Consider the following 12,461-nt stretch of genomic DNA (forward strand, 5'->3'; position numbering starts at 1 on the left):
ACAAGAGAGGATTCGATGACTTACACCGCTGCCGAAAACCGCTACGACTCCATCCCTTACCGCCGTGTCGGCCGCAGTGGTCTGGTACTGCCGGCGCTGTCGCTGGGCCTGTGGCACAACTTCGGCGACAGCACGCCGATCGACACGCAGCGTGCCCTGCTGCGCACCGCGTTCGACCTGGGGATCAACCACTTCGACCTGGCCAACAACTATGGCCCGCCGTACGGCAGCGCCGAGATCAACTTCGGTCGCCTGCTGCGCGAAGACTTCAAGCACTACCGCGACGAGCTGATCATCTCCAGCAAGGCCGGTTGGGACATGTGGCCCGGCCCCTACGGTCAGGGCGGCGGTTCGCGCAAATACGTGCTGGCCAGTCTCGACCAGAGCCTGCAGCGCCTCGGTCTGGACTATGTGGATATTTTCTATTCGCACCGCTTCGACCCGGACACCCCGCTGGAAGAAACCGCCAGCGCCCTCGCCACCGCCGTGCAGCAGGGCAAGGCGTTGTACATCGGTATCTCGTCGTACTCCGGGGTGAAAACCCGCGAGATCGCCGCGCTGCTCAAGGAATGGAAAGTGCCGCTGCTGATTCATCAGCCGGCGTACAACCTGCTCAATCGCTGGGTGGAAAAAGACCTGCTCGACACCACCGACGAACTCGGCACTGGCGTGATCGCGTTCACGCCGCTGGCGCAAGGTCTGCTGACCGACAAATACCTCAACGGCGTGCCGGCGGATGCGCGGGTCAATCGTCCGGGCGGTGGTTCGTTGCAGGCTTCGCACCTGTCCGAGGCCAACATTGCGCATGTTCGCGCATTGAACGAGATCGCCAAGCGTCGCGGCCAGAGCCTGGCGCAACTGGCACTGGCCTGGACCCTGCGTGATCCACGCGTGACCTCAGCGCTGATCGGCGCGAGCCGGCCGGAGCAGATCATCGAGAACGTCGGGGCGTTGAAAAACCTGAGTTTCAGTGCCGAGGAACTGGCGGAGATCGACCGGTTTGCCCAAGAGGGCGGGATCAATCTTTGGGAGAAGCCTTCGACGGCGGAGTGAGTCACCCTCACCCAGCCCTCTCCCGGAGGGAGAGGGAGCCGACCGAGGTGTCTTGCGTCATAAATCGACCTGAGAAACCGGGTCGATTATGGATTCAGCACAGATTGATCAGGTTGGCATACTTCTGATGCATCCCCCAATCAGTCCCCTCTCCCTCCGGGAGAGGGTTAGGGTGAGGGGCTTTTGATTCTGCTCTGGCCTTCAACGCTCAGCGAAAAAACGGCACATCCCCCAACACCGTAGCCCGTTGCATCACCCGTCGTGCCGGGCGGTAATCATCCACCGCGTAATGCTGGGTCACGCGGTTATCCCAGAACGCAATGTCGTCCTGCTGCCAGCGCCAGCGAATGGTGAACTCCGGCCGCGTTGCGTGTGCGAACAGGAACTTCAGAATCGCCTCGCTCTCGGTGTCCGACAGCTCGTTGATCTTCGAGGTGAAGCCTTCGTTGACGAACAACGAGCGCCGTCCACTGACCGGATGGGTGCGGATTACCGGGTGTGACAACGGTGGGTTCTTGCGTCGCGCCTCTTCCCACTGGGCCAGTGCTTGCGGCGTATTGCCGTAGCGTTCCAACGGGAAAGAGCGGGTGAAATCGTGAGTCGCGGTCAGCCCTTCGAGCAGGTTTTTCATCGGTGCCGACAGTGCTTCATACGCGGCAATCCCGCTGGCCCACAGGGTGTCGCCGCCAAACTCGGGCAGCAGCTTGGCGCTGAGCACCGCGCCCATCGCCGGGGTCGGCAGGAAGGTCACGTCGGTGTGCCAGATCGCGTTGTCGCGCACGTCGGTGACGGCGGTGTCGAGGATCAGCACTTCGGGCTGCTCCGGCACGTTCGGGTAGATCGGGTGAATGTGCAGGTCGCCGAAGTACGCGGCGAAACGCGCCTGTTGCGACGGTTCGATCGGCTGGTCGCGAAAAAACAGCACTTGATACTTGAGCAGCGCCTGCTCGATGGCGTCGCGCTGTTCCAGGTTCAACGGCTGGCTGACGTCGACGCCGCTGATCTGCGCGCCGAGGGCCGAGCTTAATGGGGTGATGGTGAGGCTGCTCATGGTGGATCTCTGGAATTCGGGTTTTGAGCTTTTGGTGGGAGCGGGCTTGCTCGCGAATGCGGTGTGTCAGAAGACATTTCTGTGACTGATACACCGCATTCGCGAGCAAGCCCGCTCCCACAGGTTTTGGATGGCAAGTATTCAATGCGCCTGGCCGTGCCACGGCACCAGTTTGCGCTGCAGGGCACGCAGGCCCATTTCCATGGCGAAGGCGATCAGGGCGATCACCAGGATCCCCAGCACCACCACATCGGTGACCAGGAACTGCGCAGCAGACTGCGCCATGAAGCCCAAACCGCTGGTGGCGGCGATCAGTTCGGCGGCGACCAGGGTCGACCAGCCGACGCCGAGACCAATGCGCACACCAGTGAGAATATCCGGCAACGCGCTGGGCAAAATCACATGACGAATCAGTTGCGCGCGAGTGGCACCGAGCGACTGCGCGGCACGCAATTTAGCCGGGTCAACGGTGCGCACGCCGGTCGCGGTAGCGATGGCGATCGGCGCAAAAATCGCCAGGTAGATCAGCAGCACTTTCGACAACTCGCCGATGCCGCACCAGATCACGATCAGCGGCAGATACGCCAGCGGCGGAATCGGCCTGTAGAACTCGATCAGCGGATCAAGCACACCACGGGCAATACGGTTGGCGCCGATGGCAATGCCCACCGGTACTGCGGTCAGAATCGCGAAGCCGAGGCCCAGACCGATGCGGCTCAGGCTCGCGCCCAGGTGCTGCCACAAGGTGGAATCCATGTAACCGGTGGTCGCCAGCAACCAGCCTTTTTGCAGCACGGCGGACGGTGGCGGCAGGAACAGCGGTTCGATCAAACCGCTGGCAGTCACCGCCCACCAGATCACCAGCAAGGCGAACAGGGTCAGCAGGCTGATCCAGCGGGTGCTGAGGCTGCGTCGCACCGGAATTGCCACTGAAGGGCTTTTCACTGCGGGGGCGGAAACGTCGTAACTGCTCATGCGCGCTCCTGCCGTTGCACGGCGCTGCGTTGCGAGAACACTTTGCTCAGCACGTGCTCGCGGGTTTCGATAAAACGCGGATCGGATTTGATCGCCCGTGCCGACTCACCGGCGGCGTAGCGCTGACCGAAATCCAGATGCAGACGCTCGACGATCTGCCCCGGATTCGGCGCCAGCAGAATCAGGTCAGTGGCGAGAAACACTGCTTCTTCGATGTCGTGGGTAATCAGGAACACCGGTTTGGCGGTGCGCTGCCAGACTTGCAGCAACAGCTCCTGCATCTGCTCGCGAGTGAACGCGTCGAGGGCGCCGAAGGGTTCGTCCATCAGCAGCACGCGCGGGTCGGCGGCGAGGGCGCGGGCCAGGCCGACACGCTGTTTCTGGCCGCCAGAAAGCTGCCAGATACGGCGGTGTTCAAAACCTGTGAGGTCGACCAGCGCAAGCATCTCGCGGGCGCGCTGTTCGCGTTTGTCTTTGGCAACGCCGGCCAGTTCCAGACCGAAAGCGACGTTGGCCAGCACGTCCTGCCACGGCAGCAGGGCGTCATCCTGGAACACCACGCCACGTTCGGCGCTCGGGCCTTTGACCAGCACGCCGTCGAGGGTGATGCGCCCGGCGCTGGGTTCGACGAAGCCGGCAATCAGGTTCAACAGCGAAGTCTTGCCACTGCCGGACGGGCCGAGGGCGACCAGCAATTGCTGAGGCCCGAGGGTCAGGGAAATGTCCGCCAGCACCGGTTCCGGGCTGCCCGGGTACTGTGCGCTGATGCGCTCCAGCTGTAGCAAGGCCATCGCAGTTAACTCCCGATCAGTTGGTGATGTATTTGGCGCTGACGTACGGCGCGTAGTCCGGCAGTACGGCTTCGACCTTGCCTTGCTCCTTGAGGAACGCGGCGGTGTCGGTGATGGCTTTGGTGGTCGGCGCGCCGAGGCTGATCACCTGATCACCTGATCAGCCGCCAGCGGGTAGACGTTGCCTTGCAGCAGCAAAGGAATGTCGCTGGCCTTGGCGCCGGAGAGCTTTACCAGCTTGTCGACGTGGGACTGGTCGGCGAGCCAGGCTTTCGGGTCCTTGCGGTAATCGGCGTAAGCGTCGAGGGTGACCTTGGCGAACGCGGTGACGATTTCCGGGTGCTTCTCGGCGTAGTCTTTACGCACGATCCACGCATCGAACGTCGGCGCGCCGAACTTGGCCAGTTCGCCGGAAGTGATCAGCACCTTGCCGTTTTCCTTGGCGACACCGAGGGCCGGATCCCAGACGTAAGTGGCGTCGATGTCAGCGCGTTTCCACGCGGCGATGATCGCTGGCGGCGCGAGGTTGAGCACGGTGACTTTCGACGGATCGATGTTCCAGTGCTTCAGCGCGGCGAGCAGGCTGTAGTGACCGGTGGACACGAACGGCACGGCGATTTTCTTGCCGACCAGATCCTGTGGGCTCTTGATCCCGGAACCGTCGCGCGCGACCAGCGCTTCGGCGGCACCGATCTGGGTGGCAATGAGGAAGGTTTCCACCGGCACCTTGCGAGTGATCGCAGCGGTCAGCGGGCTGGAACCGAGATAGCCGATCTGCACGTCACCGGAAGCGATGGCGGCGATGATGTCGGCACCGTTATCGAACTTGCGCCAGCTGATGTCGGCCTTGGTGGCTTTCTCGTAGGCACCATCGGCCTGGGCGACTTTCGCCGGGTCAACGGTGGTCTGGTAGGCGACGGTGAGGTCGGCGGCCTGCGCCAGAAAGCTCGCAGCAGCCAACGAGGCCACGGCCAGCAGGCGAAGCGGGAAATTCAGTTTCATGGGGAGTGCTCCAAGTCAGGCGACCGATGATCGGCGTGAAAGGAGACTAAATGATCTAAGAATCTAAAAATAAATAACTTTTTAGACTTAGCTTATGAGCGGAAAAATCTAAGGCGTGAGGGATTGTGGATACTTCGGATCTTGTGTCAGACGTTAGGTCTTTGCCCCCTCACCCCAACCCTCTCCCCCAAGGGGGCGAGGGGGAAAGGGAGCCGATCTTTATGCTTTTCAAGGCCTGAGTTCGGCTGGATATTTCAGGTCGGCGTCAATCTCAAGAGCACCTGAATCAGTCCCCTCTCCCTCCGGGAGAGGGTTAGGGTGAGGGGCTTTTAATTACTGATCGCCAGAATGCTCGCCTGATACGACCCGACAAACACATCGAAATCGCCAACCTCGTTCTGCTCCAGCTCAGCCTGCGCCGCCAGCGACGAACGCGCCAACTCCTCAAACTTCGCCTGTTCATCCGCCGCCAATGGCTCGCTGCGGAAGAACTCGGCATGCGCCTGGCTCTGACGCAGGGAGAATTGCGCGAAGCTCTCCTTGTGTTCGGCCATCGCCGCCAGCACCTGGGCCGAAGGGGTCAGGGACGAATCCTTGACCTTGGCCAGTTGCGCGTCCAGCGCCTTGCTGTGTGCGTCGCCGCCATGGCTCTGATCGAGCAGGGCCGCCAGCGGGGCGATTTTTTCCAGCAGTTCGCTCGCCCACTCTTTCAATTCGACCGCTTCCCCGTCACGCTGCAATTGCAGACCCGGACGGCGGCCTTCCTTGACCACGCTGAGGAAGTTCGAGGTGGCGTTGCTGCAGGAATTGCTGGTCAGCAGCGGACTGTCGTTCAGCGCGCAGTACAGCAGGAACGCGTCAAGGAAGCGCGACTCGGTAAGGTCGATGCCCATCGGCAGGAACGGGTTGATGTCCAGGCAACGCACTTCGACATACTGAATGCCGCGGGCCATCAGGGCCTGGATCGGCCGTTCGCCGGTGTAGGTCACGCGTTTCGGGCGGATGTTGGAGTAGTACTCGTTTTCGATCTGCAGGATGTTGGTGTTGAGCTGTACCCACTCGCCATCCTTGTGCGTGCCGACCTCAACGTACGGCGCGTACGGCGTGGCGACGGCCTTGCGCAGGCTGTCGGTGTAGCTCGCCAGATCGTTGTAGCAAGGCGTCAGGCCGGCCTGGGCGTTGCTTTGGTAACCAAGGTCGCTCATGCGCAGGCTGGTGGCGTACGGCAGGTACAGGGTGTCCGGATCCAGTTGTTCCAACTGGTGCGAACGGCCGCGCAGGAAACCGGCATCCAGCGCTGGCGAAGCCCCGAACAGGTACATCAGCAGCCAGCTGTAGCGGCGGAAGTTGCGGATCAGCGCGATGTACGACGATGACTGGAAGTCGCGGTCGGTGCCGACAAAACCCTCGGCCTCGCGCAGCAGCGGCCAGAGCTTTTCCGGCAGGGAAAAGTTGTAGTGAATCCCGGCGATGCACTGCATGGTTTTGCCATAACGCAGGGCCAGGCCCTTGCGGTAGACGTACTTGAGCTGACCGATGTTGGACGTGCCGTAATAGGCGATCGGGATGTCTTCCTCGGCCGGCAACGGGCACGGCATCGATGGACTCCACAGGTACTCGTTGCCGAGCTTGCTGTAGGCAAAGCGATGAATCTTGTCCAGGCTCGCCAGCGTATCGGCGGGATCGGGCAGGGCGGGGGTGATGAATTCCAGCAGCGACTCGGAGTAGTCGGTGGTGATCTGTTCATTGGTCAGCGCGGAACCCAAGGCTTCCGGGTGCGGCGTTTGCGCCAGACGACCTTCACTGGTCACGCGCAGGCATTCACGTTCGATACCGTGGAGGCACTGTTCGAGCAGAGAGAGGTTGGCGCGCTCGCCGAGCAGAGCCAGGCGGCGGTTGAGAAGTTCGCTCAATTTGGATTCCTTCACGCGTCAGTCGCCCCAATATGGGGGTGGGCAGGACGGTCTACAAGGGTGAAGTTGAAACTGGCGTTTTCGCCTGGTTTTTTGGGCTCACGAAGCCCCTTTCGAACCGCCGACTTCAATCCCTGAATCTGGCAGATGCACGCGAAGATTATGCGGTCCCTGTGGGAGCGGGCTTGCTCGCGAATGCGGTGTATCAGTCACTGCCATGCACACTGACACGCCCCCTTCGCGAGCAAGCCCACTCCCACGGAAAAGCTCGACGCTGCGATCACAGCGCCGAAATTAACTCAAAATGATGAACAACATCTACAGGACAGCGAACGTGCCTTGCGCTTTTGCGACCAGTTTGTCGCCCTGCATCACGTCGGCTTCGACCACCAGCGTGCGGCGGCCCGGGTGGATGACCCGCGCCGTGCACAGCACCTCACCGTCGGATACGGCGCGGATGTAGTTGATCTTGCACTCGATGGTCGCGCTCTGCTGATCGAAGCCGTGGGTGCTGGAACAGGCCAGCCCCATGGCGATATCGACCAGACTGAACAGCGCGCCACCGTGCAACTTGCCGCCGCGATTGCGCAGTTGCGGTTCCAGCACCAGGGCGACTTGCGCCACCCCGGTTTCCAGGCTGTGCAGGCGGCAGCCCAACAGCTTGAAAAACGCGCTCTCGACGAGCCCGGCCGGAACTTCCATCAGCGTTTCTTCAACTGCTTGGCGTTGGCGAACAGCGAGGCCATGGCGTTGTTCACCGGAGCGGCTGTGGCCGTTTCCTTGCGTGGCGCGTTGTTCGACGACTGGCGCGGTGCCGAGCCCGGACGCGAACCACGGGCACCGTCGATTTTCTCGCCCGGGGTGTCGCTCATGCGCATCGACAGGCCGACGCGTTTGCGCGGGATGTCGACTTCCATGACCTTCACTTTCACCACGTCACCGGCCTTCACCGCTTCGCGTGGGTCCTTGATGAACTTCTCCGACAGCGCCGAGATGTGCACCAGACCGTCCTGATGCACACCGATGTCGACGAACGCGCCGAACGCGGTCACGTTGGTGACGACGCCTTCGAGGATCATTCCCAGTTGCAGGTCTTTCAGGTCTTCGACGCCTTCCTGGAACTCGGCAGTCTTGAACTCCGGACGCGGGTCGCGACCCGGTTTTTCCAGTTCCTGCAGAATGTCGGTGACGGTTGGCAGACCGAAGGTTTCGTCGGTGAATTTCTTCGGATCCAGACGCTTGAGGAACGCGGCGTCGCCGATCAGCGAGCGAATGTCGCGATCGGTTTCAGCGGCAATCCGCTGTACCAGTGGATAGGCTTCCGGGTGAACGGCCGATGAATCCAGCGGGTTGTCGCCGTTCATCACGCGCAGGAAGCCTGCGGCCTGTTCGAAGGTTTTCTCGCCCAGACGCGCGACTTTCTTCAGCGCTGCGCGGGTCTTGAACGCACCGTGTTCGTCGCGGTGAGCGACGATGTTCTGCGCCAGAGTCGCGTTGAGGCCGGAGATCCGCGCCAGCAGCGCCACCGAAGCGGTGTTCACATCGACGCCGACGGCGTTCACACAGTCCTCGACCACCGCATCCAGACCACGCGCCAGTTTCAGCTGCGACACGTCGTGCTGGTACTGGCCGACACCGATGGATTTCGGATCGATCTTCACCAGTTCAGCGAGCGGATCCTGCAAGCGGCGAGCAATCGACACCGCACCACGGATCGACACGTCCAGGTCCGGGAATTCCTTGGCCGCCAGTTCCGAAGCCGAGTACACCGATGCGCCGGCCTCGGAGACCATGACCTTGGTCATCTTCATCGCTGGGTATTTTTTGATCAGCTCGATCGCCAGTTTGTCGGTTTCACGGCTGGCGGTGCCGTTGCCGATGGCGATCAGGTCAACCGAGTGCTTGGCGCACAGGGCGGCCAGAATGGCGATGGTCTGATCCCACTTGTTGTGCGGCACGTGCGGGTAAACCGTGGCGTGATCGAGCAGTTTGCCGGTGGAGTCGACCACCGCGACCTTGCAGCCGGTACGCAGGCCCGGGTCGAGGCCCAGGGTGGCGCGCGGGCCGGCCGGCGCGGCCAGCAGCAGGTCGTGCAGGTTGTGGGCGAAGACGTTGATCGCCTCGGTTTCGGCACCGTCGCGCAACTCGCCGAGCAGGTCGGTTTCGAGGTGGGTGTAGAGTTTGACCTTCCAGGTCCAGCGCACCACTTCACCGAGCCATTTGTCGGCCGGACGGTTCTGGTTCTGGATGCCGAATTGCTGGCCGATCATGCCCTCGCACGGGTGCATGGTGCCCGGCAGTTCGTCGCCGACTTTCAGCGCGGAGCTGAGGATGCCTTCGTTGCGGCCACGGAAAATGGCGAGTGCGCGGTGCGACGGCATGCTTTTCAGCGGCTCGTCGTGTTCGAAGTAGTCACGGAACTTCGCGCCTTCTTCTTCCTTGCCGGCGATCACGCGGGCGCTGATGGTCGCTTCCTGCTTGAGGAAGTTACGCAGCTTTTCCAGCAGGCTGGCGTCTTCGGCGAAGCGCTCCATGAGGATGTATTTGGCGCCTTCCAGCGCAGCCTTGACGTCGGCCACGCCTTTTTCGGCGTCGACGAAGCGTGCAGCTTCGGTTTCCGGCGTCAGGTTCGGGTCGTTGAACAGGCCGTCGGCCAGCTCGCCGAGGCCGGCTTCCAGGGCAATCTGGCCCTTGGTGCGGCGCTTCTGCTTGTACGGCAGGTACAAGTCTTCGAGGCGGGTCTTGGTGTCGGCGAGCTTGATGTCGCGCTCAAGGGCCGGGGTGAGTTTGCCCTGCTCCTGGATGCTGGCGAGGATGCTGATGCGCCGTTCGTCGAGTTCTCGCAGGTAGCGCAGACGCTCTTCCAGATGACGCAACTGGGTATCATCGAGGCTGCCGGTGACTTCTTTCCGGTAACGGGCGATGAAGGGAACGGTAGAGCCTTCATCGAGTAGCGCGACGGCCGCTTCGACCTGTTGCGGGCGTACGCCGAGTTCCTCGGCGATGCGGCTGTTGATGCTGTCCATAAAACCACCTGACATATTGTGAAAGCAGGCTCGCAGGCACGGAAATAAAGGCCCGGAGTCTGGTTGAGCGGCTAGAAAATTGCCGCTGCCTGGGTCAAGAGGCAGCCCATTGACCCGTGAAATCGAACAATTACTGCGGCCACCGGGAAAAAAGCCCGGCCACCTGCGGTAACGATTCAGACGTTGCCTGGCACAAAACGCCGCGCATTATAACCAGCGTTCTGTCATTCGGGGGTGTAGCAGTCTGTAGGCATAAACCCCGGTTTTCTGGCAGTGAAGGAAAAATCTGCTAACAATGCACACGGTGCGTATAACGGCAGCTACGCCATAATGCGCGCCGAGCTAAAAGGAGCATCCAATGAGCAGCACTGCAAACAATGCTGAAGGCGAAAAAATTCTTATTGTTGACGACGATCCGGGGCTGAGCAGCCTGCTGGAACGTTTCTTCGTCAGCAAGGGCTACCGTGCCCGTGCCGTACCGAACACCGAGCAAATGGATCGTCTGCTGTCGCGTGAAGTGTTCAATCTGGTCGTCCTCGACCTGATGCTGCCGGGCGAAGACGGCCTGACCGCCTGCCGTCGCCTGCGGGCGGCGAACAATCAGATTCCGATCATCATGCTCACCGCCAAAGGCGATGAGATGAGCCGCATCAAGGGCCTGGAACTGGGCGCCGATGACTATCTGGCCAAGCCGTTCAACCCGGACGAGCTGATGGCTCGGGTCAAAGCGGTTCTGCGTCGTCAGGCCGCACCGGTGCCGGGCGCGCCGGGCAGCGAAGACGAAAATGTCACCTTCGGTGATTACGTGCTGTCGCTGGCGACCCGCGAACTGAAACGTGGCGAAGAAGTGCACATGCTCACCACCGGTGAGTTTGCGGTACTCAAGGCACTGGTGATGAACGCACGTCAGCCGCTGACCCGCGACAAACTGATGAACCTGGCCCGTGGCCGCGAGTGGGATGCCCTTGAGCGTTCCATCGACGTGCAGATTTCCCGTCTGCGCCGGATGATCGAGCCGGATCCGTCGAAACCACGCTATATCCAGACTGTCTGGGGTGTGGGCTACGTGTTCGTACCGGACGGCGCCGCCACCAAGTGATCGGCGATTTGTAGGAGCGGGTCTGCGCATCGGGTTGATCGACCCTCTACGCAGACTCGCAATCCGCAATATGCGAGCATTGCTCGCTCCTGCAAGTGTTTAACGGTTATCGATGAAAACCCCCGTCTGGTTCCCCCAAAGTTTTTTCTCCCGCACCCTTTGGCTGGTGCTCATCGTCGTGCTGTTTTCCAAGGCACTGACCCTGGTTTATCTGTTGATGAACGAGGACGTGCTGGTGGATCGTCAGTACAGCCACGGCGTCGCCCTGACGCTGCGCGCCTATTGGGCGGCCGATGAAGAAAACCGCGCGAAGATCGCCGATGCCGCGACCCTGATCCGGGTGGTCGGCGCCGGAGTGCCGGAGGGCGAGCAGCACTGGCCGTACAGTGAAATCTATCAGCGGCAGATGCAGGCGGAGCTGGGCGCCGACACCGAAGTGCGTTTGCGCATGCACTCGCCGCCGGCGCTGTGGGTGCGTGCGCCAAGCCTCGGCGACGGTTGGCTGAAAGTGCCGCTGTACCCGCATCCGCTGCGCGGGCAGAAAATCTGGAACGTGCTCGGCTGGTTCCTCGCCATCGGTTTGCTGTCCACCGCCTCGGCATGGATTTTCGTCAGCCAACTCAACCAGCCGTTGAAACGTCTGGTATATGCCGCGCGGCAACTCGGTCAGGGTCGCAGCGTGCGCCTGCCGATCAGCGACACACCCAGCGAGATGACCGAGGTGTATCGCGCCTTCAATCAGATGGCCGAAGACGTCGAGCAGGCCGGTCGCGAGCGCGAGCTGATGCTGGCGGGGGTGTCGCATGACTTGCGCACGCCGCTGACCCGCTTGCGGCTGTCGCTGGAGCTGATGGGCGACCGCAACGATTTGACCGATGACATGGTGCGCGACATCGAAGACATGGACGCGATTCTCGACCAGTTCCTCGCGTTCATTCGCGATGGTCGCGACGAGTCGGTGGAAGAGGTGGACCTGAGCGATCTGGTGCGTGAGGTGGCCGCACCGTACAACCAGAACGAAGAGAAGGTGCGCTTGCGTCTGGAGCCGATCCAGCCGTTTCCACTGCGCCGGGTGTCGATGAAACGCCTGCTGAACAATCTGATCGGCAACGCCTTGAATCACGCCGGCAGCGGCGTCGAGGTTGCGGCTTATGTGTCCGGCGATACCAGCGCGCCGTACGTGGTGCTGAGCGTGATGGACCGTGGCGCTGGGATCGATCCGTCGGAGCTGGAAGCGATCTTCAACCCGTTCACCCGTGGCGATCGTGCCCGGGGCGGCAAAGGTACGGGGTTGGGCCTGGCGATCGTGAAGCGGATTGCTTCGATGCATGGCGGCAATGTCGAGTTGCGCAACCGCTCCGGGGGCGGACTGGAGGCGCGAGTGCGATTGCCGTTGGGGTTGATGTTGCCGCGAGATGCCGTCTGACAGCCGAGATATTCAGCGGGGCTGATGGCCCCTTCGCGAGCAAGCCCGCTCCCACAGCGGAACGCATTCCAAAATGTGGGAGCGGGCTTGCTCGCGAACGCGGCCGCCCAGCCACCACATTTCTG

General features: G+C 61.8%; 9 protein-coding genes and 1 pseudogene. 3 read left to right on the forward strand and 7 right to left on the reverse strand.

The features are described 5' to 3' along the window. Positions 1-15 precede the first annotated feature (15 nt). Complete coding sequence (gene mgrA / locus V9L13_RS21985; RefSeq protein WP_338800529.1) at positions 16-1,053, forward strand: L-glyceraldehyde 3-phosphate reductase; 1,038 nt, start codon at positions 16-18, stop codon at positions 1,051-1,053. Positions 1,054-1,261: 208 nt separating this feature from the next. Here the strand turns inward: mgrA and tauD are convergent, their stop codons facing one another. From tauD to V9L13_RS22020, 7 genes and pseudogenes are all read right to left on the reverse strand, one after another. Continuing rightward, positions 1,262-2,104 (reverse strand): taurine dioxygenase, encoded by an 843-nt coding sequence (tauD, locus tag V9L13_RS21990; protein ID WP_338800530.1) that lies wholly within the window; start codon positions 2,102-2,104, stop codon positions 1,262-1,264. A 141-nt stretch (positions 2,105-2,245) separates the two neighbouring features. After that, the gene (tauC, locus tag V9L13_RS21995) at positions 2,246-3,079 is read right to left on the reverse strand and encodes a taurine ABC transporter permease TauC (RefSeq protein WP_338800531.1); all 834 of its coding nucleotides are present in this window, start codon (positions 3,077-3,079) and stop codon (positions 2,246-2,248) included. After that, positions 3,076-3,870 (reverse strand): taurine ABC transporter ATP-binding subunit, encoded by a 795-nt coding sequence (tauB, locus tag V9L13_RS22000; protein WP_338800532.1) that lies wholly within the window; start codon positions 3,868-3,870, stop codon positions 3,076-3,078. Before tauB ends, tauC begins: the two co-directional genes overlap by 4 nt. Positions 3,871-3,886: 16 nt before the next feature. Then, positions 3,887-4,872, reverse strand: a pseudogene (gene tauA, locus V9L13_RS22005) (taurine ABC transporter substrate-binding protein). Between the two features lie 329 nt (positions 4,873-5,201). Further along, positions 5,202-6,785: a glutamate--cysteine ligase gene (gshA, locus tag V9L13_RS22010; protein WP_338800533.1), complete on the reverse strand. Its 1,584-nt coding sequence runs from the start codon at positions 6,783-6,785 to the stop codon at positions 5,202-5,204. A 318-nt stretch (positions 6,786-7,103) separates the two neighbouring features. After that, complete coding sequence (locus V9L13_RS22015) at positions 7,104-7,487, reverse strand: PaaI family thioesterase (RefSeq protein ID WP_003220635.1); 384 nt, start codon at positions 7,485-7,487, stop codon at positions 7,104-7,106. After that, a complete protein-coding gene (locus V9L13_RS22020; RefSeq protein ID WP_007964702.1) occupies positions 7,487-9,811 on the reverse strand; it encodes a Tex family protein in 2,325 nt (774 codons plus the stop codon). Before V9L13_RS22020 ends, V9L13_RS22015 begins: the two co-directional genes overlap by 1 nt. A 358-nt stretch (positions 9,812-10,169) precedes the next feature. Here V9L13_RS22020 and ompR point away from each other — a divergent pair, with 358 nt between their 5' ends. Both ompR and V9L13_RS22030 read left to right on the forward strand, forming a co-directional pair. Continuing rightward, entirely contained in the window at positions 10,170-10,910 is a 741-nt protein-coding gene (gene ompR / locus V9L13_RS22025; RefSeq protein WP_003220637.1) for a two-component system response regulator OmpR, read from the forward strand. A 112-nt stretch (positions 10,911-11,022) separates the two neighbouring features. Continuing rightward, positions 11,023-12,336: an ATP-binding protein gene (locus tag V9L13_RS22030; protein ID WP_003220639.1), complete on the forward strand. Its 1,314-nt coding sequence runs from the start codon at positions 11,023-11,025 to the stop codon at positions 12,334-12,336. The last annotated feature ends 125 nt before the right edge of the window (positions 12,337-12,461 follow it).

The organism is Pseudomonas sp. RSB 5.4 (assembly GCF_037126175.1).
Taxonomy (GTDB): Bacteria; Pseudomonadota; Gammaproteobacteria; order Pseudomonadales; family Pseudomonadaceae; genus Aquipseudomonas; species Aquipseudomonas fluorescens_H.

Coding starts and splice junctions, on each gene's coding strand:
- mgrA (WP_338800529.1), top strand. CDS start 16: ATGACTTACACCGCTGCCGAAAACCGCTACGACTCCATCCCTTACCGC.
- tauD (WP_338800530.1), bottom strand. CDS start 2,104: ATGAGCAGCCTCACCATCACCCCATTAAGCTCGGCCCTCGGCGCGCAG.
- tauC (WP_338800531.1), bottom strand. CDS start 3,079: ATGAGCAGTTACGACGTTTCCGCCCCCGCAGTGAAAAGCCCTTCAGTG.
- tauB (WP_338800532.1), bottom strand. CDS start 3,870: ATGGCCTTGCTACAGCTGGAGCGCATCAGCGCACAGTACCCGGGCAGC.
- V9L13_RS22015 (WP_003220635.1), bottom strand. CDS start 7,487: ATGGAAGTTCCGGCCGGGCTCGTCGAGAGCGCGTTTTTCAAGCTGTTG.
- V9L13_RS22020 (WP_007964702.1), bottom strand. CDS start 9,811: ATGGACAGCATCAACAGCCGCATCGCCGAGGAACTCGGCGTACGCCCG.
- ompR (WP_003220637.1), top strand. CDS start 10,170: ATGAGCAGCACTGCAAACAATGCTGAAGGCGAAAAAATTCTTATTGTT.
- V9L13_RS22030 (WP_003220639.1), top strand. CDS start 11,023: ATGAAAACCCCCGTCTGGTTCCCCCAAAGTTTTTTCTCCCGCACCCTT.